Here is an 18,895-nt window from a genome sequence, read left to right on the forward strand (position 1 = left end):
GACGGTACCTCCTCCTGCCCGGCCCTTACCCGGCAGGAGGGGTTGAACCTCCAGGTCAGAGGGCGCGGAACTGCCGCGACTGCGAGATCGCTCCGGAGACGGCGAGGGTGAAGGCGCGCATCGACTCGGCGAACTGGGACAGATCCCACTCGGCGGGTCCCTCGTACCAGTAGAGGTTGTCGGCGCCCTCGGCCCGCACCCCGGCGTCCTCGACCGTCTTGGCCCAGGGGCCGACCATGTCGAAGACCACGGCGTACGGCAGGTAACGGGAGAACAGCGCGATCCGCTGCTCGGACGCGACCCCCTCGGGCGCCTGCCCCCGGGAGAGGTAGGAGCGGAAGCCGATCGTGTGGGCGAGCACCGTGGAGCCGCGGGCCGTCTTGGCCGGCATGTACGGGCCGCCGAAGGTCAGCGCCGCGCCGCCGATGATGACCGCCAACCCGACCAGCGCCAGGTCGGTGAAGAGCGCGAGCCCCACGGTGCCGACCACGCCGAGCCCGGCCAGCACCATTCCGGCGGTGGTCCACCGGGTGCGCACCGAGTCGGGGCGCCGGGCGAACCAGCCCTGGGTGACGACGTCCTCGTACATCGCGCCGCGCACCCGGGCCAGCTGCCGGGCGAACGTGCCGCCGAGTTCCGCCAGCCGGACGGCGTCGCGGCCCTCGAACAGCGCGTCGAGCAGCGTCTGCTCGTAGGGCAGCAGGTCGTTGTGGCGCCGGTCGAGCTTGCGCAGCGTCCAGTCGAGCCGCTTGGTGGTGGCGCGGTCCTCCTCCTCGATCAGCAGGTAGCCGCGGACGGCGAGGTCGACGACCGTCGCGGTGACGTCGATGACGTCGGCCTGCTCGTCGATCAGCGTGCCGATCTGGCCCGGCCGGACGCCGTCCGGCGGTTCGAAGCCGGACTCGCCCGCGGGCCGGTCGCCCTCGGCGGCCTTCTTGCCGACCACCCGGGCGTCCCGGCCGCGCAGCAGGTACAGCACCCCGAACCCGCCGACCAGCAGGACGAGGAGGGCGAGCAGCGCGCCGCCGGTGACGGGGTTCACGCTGAACGCGGTGCTCAGCGTGCGCCGCTGCTCGTACAGCGGGCCCGCCCCGGTCATGCCGGCCGGGAAGCCGGCGGCGATGGTGAAGTGGTCGCCCGGCAGCATGTTCTGCTGGGTGAACTCGCCCTGGATGCGGGTGTGGTTGGTGAAGGACTGGCTGCACCCGATCAGGGTGCCGGGCATCCCCGCGAAGCAGTTGACGTTGCGGATCGCCGCGCTGCCCTGGACGGTGGCGCGGGCGCCCAGCACCGGCACGGACCAGTCGCCGACCACGGTCCAGCGCAGTTCCTCGGTCGAGCCCATCGGGGAGATGACGCCGCGCACGTCGTACTCCAGGACGACCGTGCGCGAGCCGTTCAGCGGGCGGGGGCCGGTCAGCCGGACCAGCGTCCGGTCGCCGTCGATCTCGGTGGTGACCGCGGTGGGCCCGCCGTCCTGGCTGGACGCGCGGACGTTCTCGACCCGGAACACCCGGTCCTGGGTGTCGCTGTGCCGGATCCGGGTCTGGAAGGCGCGGGTGAAGCCGCGCCCACCGTGGAACTCGTAGACGATGGTCTCCCGGGCGTGCGTCACGCCGTCGGGGCGGACGGTGAGCGCCACGTCGTCCTTGAGTACCCGGTCCTCGGCGGCGACCTGTTTCCGTTCGGTCTCCGGTGCCGCTGCGGACGCCGCCGGAACGGCGCCCGGCAGCAACCCGGCCAGTAGCAATGTGATGCATCCGGCGCGCACACCATGACCCCGCAAACGACCCCACATAGGGCCGAAGAGTAGCGGGCGGGCGGGCCCGGGCGGCCGCTAACGGCCCCTAGCCGGTCTGTCCATATCAGGACTCCACTCTGATGTGGGAGGATTCGAGCCCATGGCCGGTCATGTCCAACCACCGCGATCGGGTGGTGCCGTGGCGTCCCGGGAACCGGCCGGCTACACGCTGCCGCCCCGGCGGCGGCCCCGGACGACCCCCGGCGGCGGGGTGGTGGCCGGTCTGGGCATCGCCGCGCTGATCTTCGTCGGGGCGGCGCTGGGCATGGCCGTGTTCAGCGGGCTGGACCGCGGCCCGGCCGGCTTCGGCCCGAGCTCGGCCGAGCGGGTCGATCGGGAGATCGCCACCGGCAACCGGCTCTACCGCAGCGGCGAGCTCACCCCGATCGGCTGCCGGGCGCCGCGCATCGTCCCCGGCGACAACGCCTCGATGCGGCACTTCATGGAGACGCTGACGAAGTGCCTGGACGAGTCGTGGAGCCGCCAGTTCGACAAGGCGGACGTCGACTTCGCCCCGCCGCAGCGGATCTTCTGGACGGGCTCCGGGCGCAGCCCCTGCGGCTCGTACCCCAACCCCGGGGCCGCCGCCTTCTACTGCCCGGCCAACCGCACGATGTACGTGGGCGTCGAGCACATCATCGCCGCGTCGGGCGACGAGCCGGTGGGCAACTACGCGGTGTACGCGCGGGTGCTGGCCCACGAGTACGGCCACCACGTGCAGGACCGGGCCGGCATCCTGGCGTACGGCCACCAGGAGATGGAGCGCCCGGACGCGCAGGCGCGCAACGACGCCAGCCGCCGGATCGAACTCCAGGCCCAGTGTTTCGCGGGTGTGTTCCTCGGCGCGGAACGCGGCACGCTGCCGATGACCACCGCGCAGTACCAGGCGCTGATGGTCGACGTCCAGGGGCGGGGCGACGACAGCCTGCCGCCGGAGCGGCGCGACCACGGTTCGGGCCGCAACTACGCGGGCTGGGTCGACGCGGGTTTCCGCGAGCGCACCCTGGCCGTCTGCAACACCTGGACGGCCCCCGCCACGGACGTCGACTGAGCCGGGCGCGGAGCGGGCGGCCGAGGAGGTTCTTCCGGGCCGGACCGGGAGCTGAGTTGGCCGGGAGCTAGCACCCGGCGGTGGCCGGCCGGGTGGTCCGAGCCGCATAGTGTCCGGTATGACCAGGTCGCTGACCTGCTGGAAGATCATGAAAGCCCCGGCCCGGAGGGTGTGAGGGGGCTCACGGTAAAGTGCTAGCTGTTGTGCTTGCAATTGCAAGCATTTCGACGCAAGGTGGACATATGGCGAGTTCCAAGGTCGGCTCCGTCGGGGAGTACATCCGGGAGCACCGGCAGCGGGCGAAGATTTCGCTGCGGCAGTTGGCCGAGGTGTCGGGCATCTCGAACCCCTACCTCAGCCAGATCGAGCGTGGCCTCCGCAAGCCGAGTGCCGAGATCCTCCAGCAGATCGCCAAGGGTTTGCGGATCTCGGCCGAGGCCATGTACGTCCAGGCGGGGATCCTCGAGGATCGCGAGGCCGACAGCGACGTGCAGACCGCGATCCGGACCGACCTTCACCTGACGGAACGGCAGAAACAGGTTCTGCTCGACATCTACGAGTCGTTCCGCAAGGAGAACGGAGCCGAGCCCGCCACCGAAACAGCCTCAGTAGGGAAGGAAGCAGACGAATGACCACCATCACCGACCGGCTACGCGACAACAAGGCCGTCCACACCGTCGCCGGCGCCGGCGACCTCGCGGTGGAGAAGATCCGCGAGATGCCCGACCAGGTGACGAAGATCCGCGAGACCGTCGACCGCTACCAGGGCGAGGTCCGGGGGAACGTCGTCAAGATCCGGGGCGAGGTGCGCGACAACGTCACCAAGCTGCAGAGCCGGGTCGACGCCAGCGACCTGCCGGGTGCGGCGGTCGCGTACGTGACCCACTTCGGCGCCCGCACCGTCGAGGTGATCGACGACCTGGCCGAGCGGGGCAAGAAGGTCATGACCCGGGTGGAGCGCCAGGCCGCCACGCAGCAGCTGGAGGAGAGCGCCAAGCGCACCAAGTCCCGGGCCAAGGCCACGACCACCGAAGCCAAGAAGACCGCCAGGGCCGCCCAGCGCGCCACCGGCGACGCCGCCAAGAAGGTCGGCGACTGATCGCCCCCTCGACGGGGCGTCGCGAAAAGCCCGGCCGGAACCGTCCGGCCGGGCTTTGCACTTGAATAGGCTGAAACCCCTGGCGGCGGTGACGCCCCCTACGCGGCGAAAGTGGTGGTCATCGGTGGTGGACGGGCTCGTCTACTTCTTCTGGTTCCTGGCGATCGTGGCCTTCGTCTTCGAGGTCTGGGCCCTGATCGACGCCCTGACGGTGCCCGCGGGCGCCTATGCGGCGACCGACAAACAGAGCAAGAAACTCTGGTCGATCCTGCTCGTGGTGGCGAACGTGGTGGGGCTCGGCGGCGCGGTCGGGTTCCTGCCGTTGCTGTCGATCCTGCCGATCGCGGCGTTCATCATCGCGGCGATCTACCTCGCGGACGTGCGGCCGGCGGTCAAGCCGTACCGCAAGCGGGGCGGCCCGTCCAGTTCGAGCGGGCCGTACGGCGGCTGGTGATCACGGTGCCGCGGCGTTGACCGGCGGCGCGACCGGCGGCACTCCCCGCCGGGGCCGGTCGAGGCCGAGGGCGCGCAGGTCGGCGCCGAGCCGCCGGGCCAGGTAACGGTTGCCCGCCCGGGTGGGGTGGATGCCGTCGGGGAGCGTGTAGCGGGCGGCGTTGCCGGTGCCGAGCCGCACCGATCCGGTGATCCACCGCTCCCGTAGCGGGTCGATGAACGGCACGCCCAGCGAGGTCGCGACCTCGCGCAGGCCGTCGTGCAGGGCGTGCGCGCGCAGCGGCGGGTCACCGCCCCACAGCGGGCCCAGCAGCACGACGTGGGTGCGGGGCCAGTGCGCCTTGACGGCCGCCAGCAGCCGGCGGGCGGCGGCCGAGACCAGGGCCGGATCCTTGGTCCAGTCGTTGTGCCCCCCGGAGATCACGATCATGTCGGGGGCGGGACGCCAGGCCAGCTGGTCCCGGAACATCGCGGCGAAGTTCTTGTCGATCTGGCCTCGGGCCAGGTAGCCGGTGCCGCGCCAGCCGGCGATGACCACCTGCCAGCCCAGCGTGCGCGCGGTGTCGGCGGCGTAGGTCTGTTCGGGCGGGACGTCGCTGAGCCCGGCGGTGTAGCTGTCGCCGAGCACGAACACCACGGGTGGCTCCGGCGGTGCGGGCGGGGTCCGCGGGGCCGCCACCGGCGGCGCGGTGACCGCCCGGTCGGCTCGGGGGACGGGCGAGGCCGACGCGGCACAGCCGCACAGCACGAGGAACGCCGTCAGGGTGAAGGAGATCAGTCGGCGCAACGCGGCAGGACCTCTCTTGCTGAGCAGCCTGGCGGGGAGAGCCCGCGGCACGCGCGGTCTTCTGGGGAGATGCCAGATTTTATCCCGATGCGGGGGTGGTGGTGGCGACTTCGGGGGGTGCTGAAGGCGATAGATCCTTGAACTTTCAACCTTCTTCGTATGATGGCCCCATGACCGAACCGCGCTGGCTGAACGAGGAGGAGCAGCGGACCTGGCGGGCCTTCCTGTGGGCCTCCCAGCTCCTGCACGACTCGCTGGACCGCCAGTTGCAGCGCGACGCCGGGATCCCGCACGCCTACTACGTGATCCTGGCGATGCTGTCGGAGGCGTCCGACCGCTCCCTGACCATGAGCCAGGTGGCCGAAATCGCCCGGCTGTCGCCGAGCCGGCTGTCGCACGCCGCCGCCCGGCTGGAGGACAAGGGCTGGGTCGCCCGGCGGCGCAACCCCGAGGACGGCCGCCAGATCATCGCCACCCTCACCGACGCGGGCCTCGCCGTCGTGACGGGCGCCGCCCCCGGCCATGTCGCGCAGGTCCGCGGCGCCCTCTTCGACGCGCTCACCCCCGACCAGATCCGCCAACTCGGCGAGATCTTCGGAACCCTCCTGGAGCACCTCGACCCCGACGGCGAGCTCACGCCCGAGCCCTGACCCGCTCGGGCGTGCACCGGGGAACCGGGCCGGTCAGGCCCGGGCGGGGCCACGCTGGAAGAGGACGTAGAGCCAGGCGAGAGAGGGCACGAGGATCACCGCACCCGCGCCCAGCGCGATGAAGACGATCCGCAGCACGGCGTCGTGGGCCGCCGCGTCGTGCAGGCCGAGGTCGGCCAGGCCGGCCGCGCCCCACAGCACGGCCCCGACGGCGAGGCCCGCGGTGACCCGGACCGCCAGGTAACGGCGCCCGGCGAGCAGCACCAGCGAGGTCAGGCCGGCGGCCGCCGACAGCAGGATCAACGGCGAGCCCACCCCGAACAGCGCCGCCCCCGGCAGCGCGAGGACGCCCACGGCGACGCCCGCCGCCAGCGCCCGGGCCCGGAACCACCCGACGCTTCCGGGTGAGAGGCGGCGGGCGTCCCAGACGAGGTAGACGGCCGCGAGGTAGCCGCACAGCGCCGTCGTGAGCAGGCCGCCGTACAGCCCGGTGGGGCTCAGCCAGTCCGACCGGCCGGTGGCCAGGGCCGCGGCGACCGCCCCCATGCAGTACGGGGTCACCACCGAGGAGACCCCGAAGGTCCAGGCGTACCAGCGGCGTTCGGGTACCGCCTTGCTGAACACGAAGGTGCTGCCCCGGGCCACGATGCCCAGCGCCGCCAGCGAGAGCGGCACCCAGTGCGCGGTCATCACCGCGGCGAAGACGGGCGGGAAGGCCGTCCAGGTCATGACCATCACGAAGATCAGCCAGACGTGGTTGGCCTCCCAGAGCGGCCCCATCGCGTGTTCGATCACCGCGCGCTCGGCCGGCCGGCGGCGGGCCAGCAGGTGCCAGAGGCCGGCCCCGAAGTCGGCCCCGCCGAACAGCAGGTAGGCCGACAGCCCCAGCAGGATCAGTCCCAGCGCCGCGTCCGCGTAGCTCATCCGGCGAGTTCCTTCCGCTCGGCGGGGGCCGGGCGGCGCATCCGCCGCAGCACGCTGATCGTGGCCGCGCCCAGGACCGCGTAGACGGCGAGCACGACGTAGAGCCCGAAGCGCAGCCCCTCGGACGGGTTGACGGCCTCCTCGGTGCGCATCACGCCGTACACGATCCAGGGCTGCCGGCCGACCTCGGTGACCGTCCACCCGGCCTCCATCGCGATCGCCGCGAGCACGCCGGCGGTGGCGGCGGCGCGCAGGAACCACGGGTGCCAGGGCAGCGACTCCCGCCGCCGCCACCAGGCGAACGCCCACCAGGCGGCCAGCGCCAGCAGCGCCATCCCGATCACGATCATGATTTCGAAGGCGAAGCGCACCACCTCGGCGGGCGGGTGCACGTCGGCGGGGAAGGAGTCCAGCCCGCGCAGCGTGGCGCCCGCGTCGAAACGCAGCAGCAGCGACAGCGCGTTCGGGATCTCGAAGACCGCGAACTTGAACGGCACCCCGGCCTGGGTGTGCTCCACACCTTCCATCGCGGCGAACTTGATCGGCTGGTTGTCGGCGACGAACCGGACGGCCCAGTCGCCGACCAGCACCTGCAGCGGCGCGCAGACCGCGCCCAGTGTGAAGGGGATCGCGAAGCCGAGCCGGTGGTAGCGGTCGTCCCGGCCCGCCCGCCGGTCGCGCAGCAGGGCCACCGCGTACACCGAGGCGACGACGAACCCGCAGACCATGAGCGAGGCCAGCAGCAGGTGCACCGCCTGCACCGGGGTGGCCGGGTTGAACATCGCGGCCAGCGGGTCGACGTCGGTGACCTCGCCGTCCACCAGCCGGAAGCCGCGCGGCTGGTTCATCCAGGAGTTCACGGTGACCACGAAGGTGGCCGACAGCAGGCCCGCGATCACCACGGGGATGCCGGTGACGAAGTGCGCGACGGGCGACAGCCGGTCCCAGCCGTACAGGTAGACGCCCATGAAGACGGCCTCGATGAAGAAGGCGATGCCCTCCAGCGCGAAGGCGGTGCCGAACACCTGGCCGTAGGTGTCCATGAAGCCGGGCCAGAGGGTGCCCATCTCGAAGGACAGCACGGTGCCGGAGACGGCGCCGACCGCGAAGAGCACCCCGGCGGCCTTCATCCAGCGCCGGGCCAGTTCCCGGTAGACGGGGTCCCCGGTGCGCAGGGAGCGCCATTCGGCGAGGAGGGTGATCGCGGGCAGCCCGATGCCGATGCTGGCCAGGATGATGTGGAACCCGAGCGTGAACGCCATCTGGGTGCGCGCGGCGGCGAAGTCGGCCGGAGTGGCCGCCTCGGCGAGGAACTGGAGGGAGTCCATACCGCCCACCGTAGTACTACGACGCGTAGTACTACTAGTCGTAGTACTACCCGCCGTGGTGTGCTCTGGTCACTGGGCTACCCTTGGCTCCGTGAAAGGTCTGGGAGAGCTGGAACGCACCGTCATGGAGGTCCTCTGGGCCCGGCAGGACGCGGGTATCGAGGCCGCGACCGCCCGCGACGTCAGCCGTGCCCTGGCCGGTGACCGGGACCTGGCCCACACCACGGTCATGACTGTGCTCGACCGGCTGGCCAAAAAGAATTTTCTGCAGCGCGAGCGCGACGGCCGCGCCTGGCGCTACCGTCCGGTGGCGAGCCGGGAGGGCTACGTCGCTGAACTGATGCTCGGCGCCCTCAACGAGACCGGAGACCGTGACGCCGCCCTCGCACATTTCGTACGCTCGGTGTCGGACGGTGAGGTCGAGGTGCTGAGGCAGGCCCTCGACGCCATCACCCGAGATCAGCCAGACTGACCAGCGGGGAGGGGACATGACGGGAGCGCTGTTGCTGGGGGCCATCTCCGCGAGCACCGTGGCGGGCGCGGAAGTGCTGTCCCATGCCCGCTGGACCTGGCGCACGCCGCGCGTCGCGATCGCGCTGTGGCAGGCGCTCGGCCTGGCCTGGGGCGTCGCCACCATCGGCACGCTGCTCGCCTTCGCCCTGGCGCCCTACGGGCGGGGCATCGCCGGGGGGCTGCTGCTGCTCGGCGGCGACACCAGCCCGCTGGGCCCCCTGCACCTCGCCGCCCTGTGCACCGGGGTGGGGCTGGCCGCGGTGCTGCTGGGCATGCTGGGTTACGCGGTGTTCCGGGTCGCCCGGGCCCGCCGCCGGCACCGCGAACTGCTGGCCCTGATCTCCCACCGTGACTCCGCCGTGCCCGGCACCCTCGTGGTCGACCACCCGGGTGCCGCGGCGTACTGCGTGCCCGGCGTGCGCTCCGCCAAGGTCGTGGTGAGCGCCGGCACGCTGGCCCTGCTGGACCCCGCCGAGCTGGCCGCCGTGCTCGCGCACGAGCGGGCGCACGCCCGGGAGCGGCACGATCTGGTGCTGCTCCCGTTCGCCTCGTTGCGCCAGGTCTTCCCGCAGATCGGGCTGGTCGGACGCTGCCTCGACTCGGTCGAACTGCTGATCGAGATGCGGGCCGACGACCGCGCCCGCCGGCACCGCCCGGGCCGGGAACTGGCCACCGCGCTGCTGCGGTTCGCCGCGGCCCGGCCGGCGGTCGCCCCGTCCGGGACGCTCGCCATGGGCTCGGCCGAGGCGCAGCCGATCCTCGCCCGGGTGGGCCGGCTGATGGAGCCCGCCCCGGCGCACCCGGCGATCCGGGCCGCCGGCCTGGCCGCCGCCGTGCTGATCGCCGTGGTGCCGCCGCTGCTCTACGCGCTGCCGCACTGACGGTCACTCGTCGTCCGGCTCGGGCTCGTCCCGGGCGGTGAACGCCGCCGTCCACAGCGGCAGCAGCCAGTGCGCCATCAGCACCACGACCATGAGCCCGACCACCGGACCGGCAGACGGGTTTGCCGCGCTCTGCAGGTGGACACCGCTGATCGCCAGCGCGGCCAGCTGCAGGCCGAGGGAGGCGCGGTGGGCGAGGGTGCAGACCCGGCCGCGCTCGGCGAGCTGCCGCTCGTCCAGCACCCGGGCGCGCAGCTCCAGCAGGCCCCGGGTGGCGGCGTTCAGCATGCCGGTCACCACGCACCAGGCCGGCAGCAGGACCGCCAGCGCCAGCAGGAGCAGCACGGGCCCGCGGGCCAGGACGAATATCGCCAGGGTGGCCACGCTCAGCAGGACGCTCACGAGCACCAGCGACCGGCGCCGGGCCCGGGTGGCGATCGGGGCGCGTGCCCGCGGGTCATTCATGATCTTGAGCATGCGCTGGTCGTAGGCGGAGGGGCGCGTGGTGTTCATGCTCTTCCCTTCCCGGCTGACTGCTGCCGGTAGTCCTCGTCGGTGAGCGGCCGGAACGGCTCCAGGGAGAACAGCGCCTCCACCGGCAGGCCGAAGAACTCGGCGATCCGCAGCGCCATGTGCAGGCTGGGGTTGTACTCGCCCCGCTCGATGTAGCCGATCGTCTGGTAGTGGGCGCCGACGGCCGCGGCGAGATCCCGCCGGGACACCTTTCGCTCGGCGCGCACCATCGCCAGCCTGTTGTGCACCTGCTCGCTCATGTATAAGAAGTACTACATTCTGGGGGATAGTGACAACGGCCGGCCTCCGAAATGTCGTACGGGTGGTGGAGGATGGCCCCGGCGAAGGGAGCGGGCGTGGCGATGGTGCTGGACCGCAGGGCGCTGAACCGGGCGCTGCTGGAGCGGCAACTGCTGCTGGAGCGCCGGCACCTGCCGGCGCTGGAGGCGATCAGGCATCTGGTGGGGTTGCAGTCGCAGGCGCCCGGCCCGCCCTACGTCGGGCTGTGGAGCCGGCTGGCCGACTTCTCCTTCGACGAGCTCGCCGAACTGATCACCGACCGGAAGGCCGTCCGCGTCGCGCTGCTACGCGGCACGATCTTCCTGGTGGACGGGGACGACTGCCTCCGGCTGCGCCCGCTGATGAACGACTTCCTCGTCCGCAACCTGTGGGCCACCCACGGCACCGCCGGCCTGACCGGAGCCGACCTGGCCGAGGTCGCCGCGGCCGGCCGCGCCGCCGTGGAGGCCGAACCGCTGACCTTCAAGCGGCTGGGCGAGGCGCTGGCCGGGCGCTGGCCGGACAGCGACCCCCGCGCGCTGGTCCTGGCGGTACGGGCCACGGTGCCGCTGGTGCAGGTGCCGCCGCGCGGCCTCTGGGGCCGGTCCGGGCAGTCCGCGCACACCTCGGCCGAGTCCTGGCTGGGCCGCCCGCTGTCCGGCGAGGGGACGCGGGCCGAACTGGTCCGCCGCTACCTGGCCGCCTTCGGCCCGGCGACCGTCAAGGACGTGCAGACGTGGTCCAGCCTGACCGGGCTGGGCGAGGTCGTCGAGCGGTTGCGGCCCGAACTGCGCACCTACCGCGACGAGCACGGCCGCGAACTGTTCGACGTGCCGGACGGCCCGCTGCCCGACCCCACCGTCCCCGCCCCGGTGCGCCTGGTAGCGGGCTTCGACAACATGCTGCTCTCGCACGCCGACCGGGCCCGGGTGATCAGCGAGGCCGACCGCGGGCGGGTCTTCACGGTGAACGGGATCATCCGTCCCACCGTCCTGGTCGACGGGTTCGTGCACGGCAAGTGGGACATGAAGGCCGCCCGCGGCACGGCCACCCTGACCGTCGACCTCTTCCGGCCCGTCACCGAGGCGGACCGCGCGGCGATCCACGCCGAGGCCACCGCGCTGCTCGCCGCCGCGCACCCCGGCGCCGAGCCCACCGTGCTGGTCAGCGCAGGTCGATGACCCGGTTGGGGCACGCGGCCGCGGCGCGCTCCACGGCGGGACGCGCCGTGTCCGGGGGCTCCGCGAGCAGGAGCACCACCAGGCCGGTGTCCTCGTCCTGGTCGAAGACCTCGGGGGCGGTGAAGGCGCACTGGCCCGCGCCGCGGCACCGCTCGGGGTCGATGCGGACACGCATCACCAGGTCACCGGTAGCGCGCCCACCCCGTAGACGACCGACTCGTACCTGAAGGGGATCTCCTCGACGTCGCAGGCCAGGGCGAGCCCGGGAAACCGCTCCAGCATGGCGGTGAAGGCGATCTCCATCTCCACCCGGGCCAGGGTCTGCCCGATGCACTGGTGGGCGCCGAAGCCGAAGGCGATGTGATGCCGGTCCCCCCGCCCGATGTCGAACGTGTCGGGGTCGGCGAACCGCCGCTCGTCCCGGTTGGCCGACGGGATGTTGATGATGACCGCGTCGCCGGCCGGGATGGTCACACCACCGAGCACGACCTCCTCGGTCGCCACCCGCGACAACCCCTCGTGGACAATCGACGTGTGGCGCAGCAGTTCCTCCACGGCTGGCCGGACCAGCGACGGGTCGGCCCGGAGCGCGGCGAGCTGGTCGGGGTGCCGGAGCAGCAGGAGGGTGCCCAGACCCAGCATGTTCGCCGTTGTCTCGTGACCCGCGAGGAGCAGCAGCCGGGCCATCGAGACGAGCTCGTCGTGGTCGAGCCGGCCGGTGGCGACCTGCGCCGCGGCGACCCGGCTGAGCAGGTCGTCGCCCGGGTTGCGTTCCTTCTCGGCGGTGAGCCTGTCCATGTACTCGGCCAGCGCGCCCATCGCCTCCCCCGCCCGCTCCGGGGTGACCGCCGTGGAGATGGCGTCGTGGCTGTTGACCTGGAAGAAGTCGTGGTCCTCGTACGGCACGCCGAGCAACTGGCAGATGACCAGCGAGGGCAGCGGCAGCGCGAACCGCTCGATCAGGTCGGCCGGGGGACCGTGCTCGGCCAGTTCGTCCAGCAGCCGGTCGGTGATCTGCTGGATGCCGGGCCGCATGGCGTTGACCCGGCGGACGGTGAACTCCGAGGTGAGCATCCGGCGCTGCCGGTTGTGCTCGGGGTCGTCCATCCGCAGGAAGGACAGCATGCCGGGCGGGGTGGGCAGCGGGAGCAGCCGGGCGTAGTTCGGGTGCTGGTCGTCGGCGCTGAAGGACGGGCCGGCGAGCACCTCGCGCACGTCTTCGTAGCGCGACACCAGCCAGTGGGACGCGCCGCCGGCCAGGGTGACCCGGACGGGCGGCCCCTGCCGTAACGCCGCGTACTCGGCCGGGGGGTGAAAGGGGGTTCGCCTGGTCGGATAGGGAATGAAGTCCATCGCCCCGCTCCTCAGCCGTAGTGTGTCGGCAAAAGCACTTTATTTGGCGGGAGCCGAGGCGGCGAGGCAGATGAATATCTTCCCCAGGTGGTTAATCTCTGGCTCAATCGGTTATTGAGCTGGTGTTTTAGTTCCTGTAGGTGGGAGTGCATCGCGGTCGCAGGAATGGCTGAATCGTTGGTCGAGTGCCGGTTCCGGAACCGTTTCGATGGTACGGGAAACCCGGTGGAAAGGTACTCCTCCCCACCGGGCTTTCCGGTCAGGCGATGCTGTTGCCGCCTTCATTTTGCTCGTTCGGCTCAGGCTGTGCTGGTTGGCGCCTTCACCTCGCTCGTTCGCTGCGCGGACCGCTCGTCCCTCACGGCCCACTCCGCTCACTCCCTCGGCTCAGGCGGTGCTTGCCACCGCCTTCGCCTCGCTCGTTCGCCGCGCGGACCTGGCCCGGAGCGCGAGGAGGGCCAGCGGTATGGCCGCGCCGACCAGGGCCGCGCCGACGCCGAACGCGAGCCGGTAGCCGCCGGTCAGCGCCGCCGCCTCGGTGGTGCCCCCGGCCAGCAGCCCGTCCGTGCGGGTGGCGGCCAGCGTGGACAGGACCGCCAGGCCGAGCGCGCCGCCCACCGTCTGGGCGGTGTTGCACAGCCCGGAGACGAGCCCGGAGTCCGCCTGGGTGGCGTCCGACATGGCGAGCGCGGTCAGCGCCGGGATCGCCAGGCCGAAGCCGCTGCCCAGCAGCAGCGTCGGCAGCAGGTCGACCAGGTAGCTGCCCGACACCGGCAGCCGGGTCAGGTGGGCCAGCCCCAGCGCCAGCAGCGCCAGCCCGGCCAGCACCACGGCCCGCTCCCCGAACCGGGCGTTCAGCCGGGCCGAGAGCAGCAGCGTGACGGCGCCGATGACCAGTGCGGCGGGCAGCAGCGCCAGCCCGGCCTTGTTCGCGTCGTAGCCCAGTACCCGCTGCATGTAGAGGACGACCAGGAACTGGAACGAGAACATCGCGCCCACCATCAGGATCTGCACCAGGTTGGCCCCCGAGACGTTGCGCGAGGCGAACATCCGCAGTGGCAGCAGCGGCCGGGGCGCGGTCGCCTGCCGGGCGACGAACCCGGCCAGCAGCGCCAGCGACAGCGCGCCGAAGCCCAGCGTGTGCCCCGTGCTCCGCCCGCCCGACTCGATGATCGTGTAGACGGCCAGCATCAGCCCTGCGGTGACCAGCGCCCCGCCGAGCACGTCGGCGCCGGCGCCGAGGCCGAGCCCGCGGTCGGCCGGCAGCAGGCGCAGCGCCCCGACCACGGCCGCGATCCCGATCGGCAGGTTGATGAGGAAGATCGAATGCCAGCCGAAGGACTCGGTGAGCACCCCGCCGAGCACCGAGCCGATCGAGGCTCCGGCGGCGCCGACGAAGCTGAAGGCGCCGAGCGCCCGCGCCCGCTCCCAAGGGTCGGTGAACAGCGTGACGATCATGCCCAGGCTGACCGCGGAGGCCATCGCCCCGCCGGCTCCCTGGACGAACCGGGCGGCGATCAGCAGTTCCGGCCCGGACGCCAGCCCGCACAGCAGCGAGGCCCCGGTGAACACCGCCAGCCCGGCCAGCAGCATCCGCCGGCGCCCGAGCAGGTCACCCAGCCGGCCCGCCAGCAACAGCAGCCCGCCGAACGGGATCATGTACGCGTTGACGGTCCAGGCGAGGCCGGCGGGGGAGAAGCCGAGGTCGTGCTGGATGACCGGCAGCGCGACGGAGACGATGTTGCCGTCCAGGATGATCATCAGCATGCCGGCGCAGAGGACGGTGAGTGCCGCCCAGCGCGAGCGGCCAGGCGATAGGTCGGACATGGTCGCTCCCGAAATCCATGGTGCACGATTTGTTACGGGAGCCATGATTTGTTCCTGAGCAGGTCGAGCGGAAGAAGGCACTTTTCTGTCTCAGCGGAACATCCGTGTGACGGTCCAGCTCAACCGGGTCGAGCCCGTAAAAAGACCGGGTGTGCGGGCATCCCGGAGCATAGGTTGAGGGAATGCGCATCGTGCTGGTCGAGGGCGACATCACCGAGGAGCGGGTGGACGCCGTGGTGAACGCGGCCAACTCGTCGCTGCTGGGCGGCGGCGGGGTGGACGGGGCCATCCACCGGCGCGGCGGCCCGGAGATCCTCGACGAGTGCCGGCGGCTGCGCGCCTCCCACTACGGCGGCGGGCTGCCGACGGGCAAGGCGGTGGCGACCACGGCCGGTCTGCTGCCCGCCCGCTGGGTGATCCACACGGTCGGCCCGGTGTATTCGGAGTTCGAAGACCGCTCGGAACTGCTGGCCTCCTGCTACCGCGAGTCGCTGCGGGTGGCCGACGACCTCGGCGCGCGCACGGTGTCCTTCCCCGCGGTGTCCGCCGGGATCTACGGCTGGCCGCTGGACGACGCGGCGCGCATCGCCGTCCGCACGGTGGCGGCGACGCAGACACAGGTCGCCGCGGTCAGGTTCGTCCTGTTCTCCCCGGACGTCTACACGGCCTTCGATCAGGCCCTGGCCACCGTCCGCTGACCCTCCCCGTGGAGGCGCCCCGGATGCTGAAGGATCAGCTGGTGGGAGCGCTCAGCAGGGCGGATGCGGGAGGATTCGTCCCGTGGCCCGAGTGCGCAGACCCGAGGGGGAGATCACCCGCGGTACCACGGCGCCGAACCGGCTGCGCCGGGTCGACCGCTGGATCGCCGACGTGCACGGGCACCGGCTGCGCTCCGCCGCCCGCCCGCTGGTGGTCGATCTCGGTTACGGCGCCTCCCCGATCACCACCGTCGAGCTGCACACCCGGCTGCGCGCCGTCCACTCCGGCATCGAGGTCGTGGGGCTGGAGATCGACCCGGCCCGGGTCGCCGCCGCCCGCGCCGCGGCCCGGCCGGGGCTGTCGTTCGCGCCGGGCGGGTTCGAGCTCCCGGTGGACCGGGCGCCGGTGCTGGTGCGGGCGTTCAACGTGCTGCGGCAGTACGACGAGGCGGCGGCCTGGCGGGCCTGGGCGGGCCTGTGCGGCCGGCTGGCGCCCGACGGGGCGCTGGTCGAGGGCACCTGCGACGAGATCGGCCGCCGGGCCTGCTGGGTGACGCTCGGCCCCGAGGGGCCGCGGACGATCACCTTCGCCGCCCACCTCGCCTCGCTGGCGCGCCCCTCGGACCTGGCGGAGCGGCTGCCCAAGACGCTGATCCACCGGAACGTGCCCGGGGAGCGGGTGCACGCGCTGCTGGCCGCCCTCGACCGCTGCTGGGCGACCGCCGCCCCGCACTCGGTCTTCGGCGCCCGCGCCCGCTGGATCGAGACGGTGGCCCTCCTGGCGGCCGACCACCCCGTCCGGACCCCCCGCCGCAGGCGCCGCCTGGGCGAGCTCACCCTGCCCTGGTCCGCGGTCGCCCCGTAAAGCGCCCGCCCCGGCCGGTGGAGCCGCCGCTCAGCGGGGCGGCTCTTTGTGGATCTTGTAGGGGGCCGCCTGCACCCGGGGCTGGACGTCGATCCGGTCGATGTTCACGTGCGGCGGCCGGGTGACCGCCCAGGCGACGCAGTCGGCGACGTCCTCGGCGACCAGCGGCTCGGGCACCCCCGCGTAGACCGCCTCGGCCCGCGCCGCGTCGCCGTGGAACCGCACCAGCGAGAACTCCTCGGTCTTCACCAGCCCGGGCGCGACCTCGGTGATCCGCACCGGCCGGTCGACCAGTTCCAGGCGCATCACCTCGTTGACCGCCGCGGCGGCGTGCTTGGCCGCGTTGTATCCCGCGCCGCCCTCGTACGGGACGTGGGCCGCCAGCGACGTGATGTTGACCACATGGCCGGCCCCGCTTTCGACCAGCCGGGGCAGCAGGGCCTTGGTGACCCGGAGCAGGCCGAGCACGTTGGTGTCGTACATCGCCTGCCACTCGGCGGGGTCCGCCTCCGCCACCGGATCCAGACCGAACGCGCCGCCCGCGTTGTTGACCAGCACGTGGCAGCCGCCGACCGCCGCGGCCATCTCGTCCACCGACTTCTGGGAGGTCACGTCGAGGGGGACGACGGCCACGCCGTTGCGCCGGCCGGCCGGATCGGACCGTTCGATCTCCGCCGCCAGCGCGTCCAGCCGGTCCCTGCGGCGGGCCGCCAGCACCACGTTGAACCCCTCGGCGGCCAACCGGCGGGCCGTTGCCGCGCCGATGCCGCTGCTCGCTCCTGTGACCAACGCCGTCTTACGCACCCCTCCATTCTCACAGGTACCTTCTGCAGGGATGTCCCACATGTACTCGTGTGGTCGGAGATGTCGGGGGAACACGTCGCTCGACCCATAGGTTGCCTTTACCGGAGGTGGTGCCTGTGCCGCGCCAAATCAGGCGGGTCGCCACGATCAGCGTTCACACGTCGCCACTCGACCAGCCGGGAACCGGCGACGCGGGCGGCATGAACGTCTACATCGTCGAGGTCGCCCGGCGGCTCGCCGCCCGCGGGATCGAGGTGGACGTCTTCACCCGGGCCACCTCCGCGAACCAGCCCCCGGTGGCCGAACTCGTCCCCGGCGTCCAGGTGCGGCACGTGCAGGCCGGCCCGTTCGAGGACCTCGACAAGACGGACCTGCCGGCCGAACTGTGCGGGTTCACCTCCGCCGTGCTGCGCGCCGAGGCCGCGCACGACCCCGGGTACTACGACCTGCTGCACACCCACTACTGGCTGTCCGGCCAGGCCGGGCTGTCGGTCAAGCGGCGCTGGGGCGTCCCCCTGGTGCACTCGATGCACACCATGGCCAAGGTGAAGAACGCCGCGCTGGCCGCGGGCGACAGCCCGGAGCCGGCCGGCCGGGTGCTGGGCGAGCAGCAGGTCGTGGAGGCGGCCGACCGGCTGGTGGCCAACACCGCCGAGGAGGCCCGGCAGCTGTCCGACCTGTACGGCGCCGACCCGCGCCGGGTGGCCACGGTCAACCCCGGGGTCGACCTCTCGACGTTCCGGCCGGCCGGCACCGCCGAGGTGCGGCGCCGGCTGCGGCTGCCCGGCGACGCGTACGTGCTGCTGTTCGTCGGCCGGATCCAGCCGCTCAAGGCGCCCGACGTGCTGCTGCGCGCCGCCGCCCGGATGCTCGCCGACCATCCGGAGCTGCGATCACGGCTGGTCGTCGCGGTGGTCGGCGGCCCCAGCGGCGCCGCCCGCTCCCGGCCCGAGGAACTGCAGAAGCTCGCCACCACGCTGGGCGTCGCCGACGTCGTCCGGTTCGAGCCGCCGGCCCCGCAGGCCGCGCTCGCCGACTGGTACCGCGCCGCCGACGTGACCGTGGTCCCCTCCTACAGCGAGTCGTTCGGCCTGGTCGCGGTGGAGTCCCAGGCCTGCGGCACGCCGGTGGTGGCCGCCGCGGTGGGCGGGCTGCGCACCGCCGTCGACCACGGCGGCTCGGGAATCCTGATCCCCGGTCACGATCCGGCCGACTACGCCGCCGTGCTGTACGACCTGGCGGCCCGTCCCGGGCTGCGCGACCGGCTCGCCCGCGGCGCGGTGCGCCATGCCCGCGCGTTCGGCTGGGACACGACCGTCGACCGCCTGCTCGGGGTGTATACCGAAGCGATGGAGCGAATCGAGATCCCCGCATGAGCGGGCCCGAACAGGTCATCCGGGAGACCCTGGACGAGGCGGAGCTGGAGTACGAGTGCCCGCGCCCCGGGGCGTTCTTCGTCAAGCTGCCCGGCAAGCACAAGCTCGCCACGATGACCTGGCTGATCGTGGGCGACCACAGCCTGCACGTGGAGGCGTTCTTCTGCCGGCAGCCGGACGAGAACCACGCGGACTTCTACCGGTTCCTGCTGGAGAAGAACGGCCGGATGTACGGCGTGGCCTTCACCCTCGACCCCACCGGCGACGTCTACCTCGTCGGCCGGGTGGCGCTGGGCTCGATCACCCCCGACGAGGTGGACCGGCTGCTGGGCTGCGTGCTGACCTACTCCGACGAGAACTTCGACCGGGCGCTGGAACTGGGGTTCAAGACGTCCATCCAGCGCGAGTGGGAATGGCGGGTCAAGCGCGGCGAGAGCCTGGCCAACCTGCAAGCGTTCGCCTCCTTCGCGGATCCCGACCGCCGCTGAACCCGGCCGCCCCGGCCGGGTTAA

At 72.4% G+C, this 18,895-nt stretch carries 22 protein-coding genes; 12 read left to right on the forward strand and 10 right to left on the reverse strand.

Annotated elements, in window-relative coordinates; all coding sequences use genetic code 11:
• Positions 1 to 55 precede the first annotated feature (55 nt).
• The gene (locus DPM19_RS30460; RefSeq protein ID WP_233510950.1) at positions 56 to 1,771 is read right to left on the reverse strand and encodes a DUF2207 domain-containing protein; all 1,716 of its coding nucleotides are present in this window, start codon (positions 1,769 to 1,771) and stop codon (positions 56 to 58) included.
• 130 nt (positions 1,772 to 1,901) lie between these two features.
• Here DPM19_RS30460 and DPM19_RS30465 point away from each other — a divergent pair, with 130 nt between their 5' ends.
• From DPM19_RS30465 to DPM19_RS30480, 4 genes are all read left to right on the forward strand, one after another.
• On the forward strand, positions 1,902 to 2,852 hold the full coding sequence (locus DPM19_RS30465; RefSeq protein WP_111871537.1) for a neutral zinc metallopeptidase: 951 nt from the start codon (positions 1,902 to 1,904) through the stop codon (positions 2,850 to 2,852).
• 242 nt (positions 2,853 to 3,094) lie between these two features.
• On the forward strand, positions 3,095 to 3,484 hold the full coding sequence (locus tag DPM19_RS30470; protein WP_111871538.1) for a helix-turn-helix domain-containing protein: 390 nt from the start codon (positions 3,095 to 3,097) through the stop codon (positions 3,482 to 3,484).
• A complete protein-coding gene (locus DPM19_RS30475) occupies positions 3,481 to 3,951 on the forward strand; it encodes a hypothetical protein (RefSeq protein WP_111871539.1) in 471 nt (156 codons plus the stop codon). Before DPM19_RS30470 ends, DPM19_RS30475 begins: the two co-directional genes overlap by 4 nt.
• Before the next feature lie 124 nt (positions 3,952 to 4,075).
• Positions 4,076 to 4,405 carry a DUF2516 family protein gene (locus DPM19_RS30480; protein ID WP_111871540.1) on the forward strand — a complete coding sequence of 110 codons (330 nt, stop codon included), beginning with the start codon at positions 4,076 to 4,078 and terminating at the stop codon, positions 4,403 to 4,405.
• Here DPM19_RS30480 and DPM19_RS30485 read toward each other — a convergent pair whose 3' ends face one another.
• Positions 4,406 to 5,191: an SGNH/GDSL hydrolase family protein gene (locus DPM19_RS30485; RefSeq protein ID WP_111871541.1), complete on the reverse strand. Its 786-nt coding sequence runs from the start codon at positions 5,189 to 5,191 to the stop codon at positions 4,406 to 4,408.
• A gap of 170 nt (positions 5,192 to 5,361) precedes the next feature.
• Between DPM19_RS30485 and DPM19_RS30490 the strand changes: the two genes are divergently transcribed.
• Positions 5,362 to 5,841, forward strand: coding sequence for a MarR family winged helix-turn-helix transcriptional regulator (locus tag DPM19_RS30490; protein WP_111871542.1), 480 nt, complete (start codon positions 5,362 to 5,364; stop codon positions 5,839 to 5,841).
• A 33-nt stretch (positions 5,842 to 5,874) separates the two neighbouring features.
• On the opposite strand, the gene DPM19_RS30495 is transcribed toward DPM19_RS30490, so the two are convergent.
• Both DPM19_RS30495 and DPM19_RS30500 read right to left on the reverse strand, forming a co-directional pair.
• On the reverse strand, positions 5,875 to 6,765 hold the full coding sequence (locus DPM19_RS30495) for a cytochrome d ubiquinol oxidase subunit II (protein ID WP_111871543.1): 891 nt from the start codon (positions 6,763 to 6,765) through the stop codon (positions 5,875 to 5,877).
• Positions 6,762 to 8,093 carry a cytochrome ubiquinol oxidase subunit I gene (locus DPM19_RS30500; RefSeq protein ID WP_111871544.1) on the reverse strand — a complete coding sequence of 444 codons (1,332 nt, stop codon included), beginning with the start codon at positions 8,091 to 8,093 and terminating at the stop codon, positions 6,762 to 6,764. Before DPM19_RS30500 ends, DPM19_RS30495 begins: the two co-directional genes overlap by 4 nt.
• A 91-nt stretch (positions 8,094 to 8,184) precedes the next feature.
• Between DPM19_RS30500 and DPM19_RS30505 the strand changes: the two genes are divergently transcribed.
• Positions 8,185 to 8,565, forward strand: a complete 381-nt coding sequence (locus DPM19_RS30505; RefSeq protein ID WP_111871545.1) for a BlaI/MecI/CopY family transcriptional regulator — start codon at positions 8,185 to 8,187, stop codon at positions 8,563 to 8,565.
• Between the two features lie 16 nt (positions 8,566 to 8,581).
• The gene (locus DPM19_RS30510) at positions 8,582 to 9,487 is read left to right on the forward strand and encodes a M56 family metallopeptidase (protein ID WP_111871546.1); all 906 of its coding nucleotides are present in this window, start codon (positions 8,582 to 8,584) and stop codon (positions 9,485 to 9,487) included.
• Between the two features lie 3 nt (positions 9,488 to 9,490).
• Here the strand turns inward: DPM19_RS30510 and DPM19_RS30515 are convergent, their stop codons facing one another.
• On the reverse strand, positions 9,491 to 10,000 hold the full coding sequence (locus tag DPM19_RS30515) for a hypothetical protein (RefSeq protein ID WP_111871547.1): 510 nt from the start codon (positions 9,998 to 10,000) through the stop codon (positions 9,491 to 9,493).
• Positions 9,997 to 10,260 carry a helix-turn-helix transcriptional regulator gene (locus tag DPM19_RS30520; protein ID WP_111871548.1) on the reverse strand — a complete coding sequence of 88 codons (264 nt, stop codon included), beginning with the start codon at positions 10,258 to 10,260 and terminating at the stop codon, positions 9,997 to 9,999. Before DPM19_RS30520 ends, DPM19_RS30515 begins: the two co-directional genes overlap by 4 nt.
• Positions 10,261 to 10,362: 102 nt before the next feature.
• Between DPM19_RS30520 and DPM19_RS30525 the strand changes: the two genes are divergently transcribed.
• Positions 10,363 to 11,460, forward strand: coding sequence for a winged helix DNA-binding domain-containing protein (locus tag DPM19_RS30525; protein WP_233510961.1), 1,098 nt, complete (start codon positions 10,363 to 10,365; stop codon positions 11,458 to 11,460).
• Here DPM19_RS30525 and DPM19_RS30530 read toward each other — a convergent pair.
• From DPM19_RS30530 to DPM19_RS30540, 3 genes are all read right to left on the reverse strand, one after another.
• On the reverse strand, positions 11,444 to 11,635 hold the full coding sequence (locus DPM19_RS30530; protein ID WP_111871550.1) for a ferredoxin: 192 nt from the start codon (positions 11,633 to 11,635) through the stop codon (positions 11,444 to 11,446). The two genes, DPM19_RS30525 and DPM19_RS30530, sit on opposite strands and share 17 nt — an antisense overlap.
• Positions 11,635 to 12,813: a cytochrome P450 gene (locus DPM19_RS30535; RefSeq protein WP_111871551.1), complete on the reverse strand. Its 1,179-nt coding sequence runs from the start codon at positions 12,811 to 12,813 to the stop codon at positions 11,635 to 11,637. The genes DPM19_RS30530 and DPM19_RS30535 overlap by 1 nt, the downstream gene beginning before the upstream one ends.
• A 387-nt stretch (positions 12,814 to 13,200) precedes the next feature.
• Positions 13,201 to 14,640 carry an MFS transporter gene (locus tag DPM19_RS30540; RefSeq protein ID WP_199485365.1) on the reverse strand — a complete coding sequence of 480 codons (1,440 nt, stop codon included), beginning with the start codon at positions 14,638 to 14,640 and terminating at the stop codon, positions 13,201 to 13,203.
• A gap of 182 nt (positions 14,641 to 14,822) precedes the next feature.
• Between DPM19_RS30540 and DPM19_RS30545 the strand changes: the two genes are divergently transcribed.
• Together DPM19_RS30545 and DPM19_RS30550 are read left to right on the forward strand one after the other, a co-directional pair.
• The gene (locus DPM19_RS30545; protein ID WP_111871553.1) at positions 14,823 to 15,338 is read left to right on the forward strand and encodes an O-acetyl-ADP-ribose deacetylase; all 516 of its coding nucleotides are present in this window, start codon (positions 14,823 to 14,825) and stop codon (positions 15,336 to 15,338) included.
• 91 nt (positions 15,339 to 15,429) lie between these two features.
• Positions 15,430 to 16,203 (forward strand): class I SAM-dependent methyltransferase, encoded by a 774-nt coding sequence (locus DPM19_RS30550; protein WP_111871554.1) that lies wholly within the window; start codon positions 15,430 to 15,432, stop codon positions 16,201 to 16,203.
• A 30-nt stretch (positions 16,204 to 16,233) separates the two neighbouring features.
• Here the strand turns inward: DPM19_RS30550 and DPM19_RS30555 are convergent, their stop codons facing one another.
• A complete protein-coding gene (locus DPM19_RS30555) occupies positions 16,234 to 17,007 on the reverse strand; it encodes an SDR family NAD(P)-dependent oxidoreductase (RefSeq protein ID WP_199485366.1) in 774 nt (257 codons plus the stop codon).
• Positions 17,008 to 17,123: 116 nt separating this feature from the next.
• Between DPM19_RS30555 and mshA the strand changes: the two genes are divergently transcribed.
• Positions 17,124 to 18,383, forward strand: coding sequence for a D-inositol-3-phosphate glycosyltransferase (gene mshA, locus DPM19_RS30560; protein WP_111871556.1), 1,260 nt, complete (start codon positions 17,124 to 17,126; stop codon positions 18,381 to 18,383).
• Positions 18,380 to 18,871 carry a type III secretion system chaperone family protein gene (locus DPM19_RS30565; protein ID WP_111871557.1) on the forward strand — a complete coding sequence of 164 codons (492 nt, stop codon included), beginning with the start codon at positions 18,380 to 18,382 and terminating at the stop codon, positions 18,869 to 18,871. Before mshA ends, DPM19_RS30565 begins: the two co-directional genes overlap by 4 nt.
• The last annotated feature ends 24 nt before the right edge of the window (positions 18,872 to 18,895 follow it).

The organism is Actinomadura craniellae, from assembly GCF_003289645.1.
In the GTDB taxonomy this organism is placed as follows: domain Bacteria; phylum Actinomycetota; class Actinomycetes; order Streptosporangiales; family Streptosporangiaceae; genus Actinomadura_D; species Actinomadura_D craniellae.

Coding starts and splice junctions, on each gene's coding strand:
- DPM19_RS30465 (WP_111871537.1), top strand. CDS start 1,902: ATGGCCGGTCATGTCCAACCACCGCGATCGGGTGGTGCCGTGGCGTCC.
- DPM19_RS30470 (WP_111871538.1), top strand. CDS start 3,095: ATGGCGAGTTCCAAGGTCGGCTCCGTCGGGGAGTACATCCGGGAGCAC.
- DPM19_RS30475 (WP_111871539.1), top strand. CDS start 3,481: ATGACCACCATCACCGACCGGCTACGCGACAACAAGGCCGTCCACACC.
- DPM19_RS30490 (WP_111871542.1), top strand. CDS start 5,362: ATGACCGAACCGCGCTGGCTGAACGAGGAGGAGCAGCGGACCTGGCGG.
- DPM19_RS30495 (WP_111871543.1), bottom strand. CDS start 6,765: ATGAGCTACGCGGACGCGGCGCTGGGACTGATCCTGCTGGGGCTGTCG.
- DPM19_RS30500 (WP_111871544.1), bottom strand. CDS start 8,093: ATGGACTCCCTCCAGTTCCTCGCCGAGGCGGCCACTCCGGCCGACTTC.
- DPM19_RS30510 (WP_111871546.1), top strand. CDS start 8,582: ATGACGGGAGCGCTGTTGCTGGGGGCCATCTCCGCGAGCACCGTGGCG.
- DPM19_RS30515 (WP_111871547.1), bottom strand. CDS start 10,000: ATGAACACCACGCGCCCCTCCGCCTACGACCAGCGCATGCTCAAGATC.
- DPM19_RS30520 (WP_111871548.1), bottom strand. CDS start 10,260: ATGAGCGAGCAGGTGCACAACAGGCTGGCGATGGTGCGCGCCGAGCGA.
- DPM19_RS30525 (WP_233510961.1), top strand. CDS start 10,363: ATGGTGCTGGACCGCAGGGCGCTGAACCGGGCGCTGCTGGAGCGGCAA.
- DPM19_RS30530 (WP_111871550.1), bottom strand. CDS start 11,635: ATGCGTGTCCGCATCGACCCCGAGCGGTGCCGCGGCGCGGGCCAGTGC.
- DPM19_RS30535 (WP_111871551.1), bottom strand. CDS start 12,813: ATGGACTTCATTCCCTATCCGACCAGGCGAACCCCCTTTCACCCCCCG.
- DPM19_RS30540 (WP_199485365.1), bottom strand. CDS start 14,640: ATGTCCGACCTATCGCCTGGCCGCTCGCGCTGGGCGGCACTCACCGTC.
- DPM19_RS30545 (WP_111871553.1), top strand. CDS start 14,823: ATGCGCATCGTGCTGGTCGAGGGCGACATCACCGAGGAGCGGGTGGAC.
- DPM19_RS30565 (WP_111871557.1), top strand. CDS start 18,380: ATGAGCGGGCCCGAACAGGTCATCCGGGAGACCCTGGACGAGGCGGAG.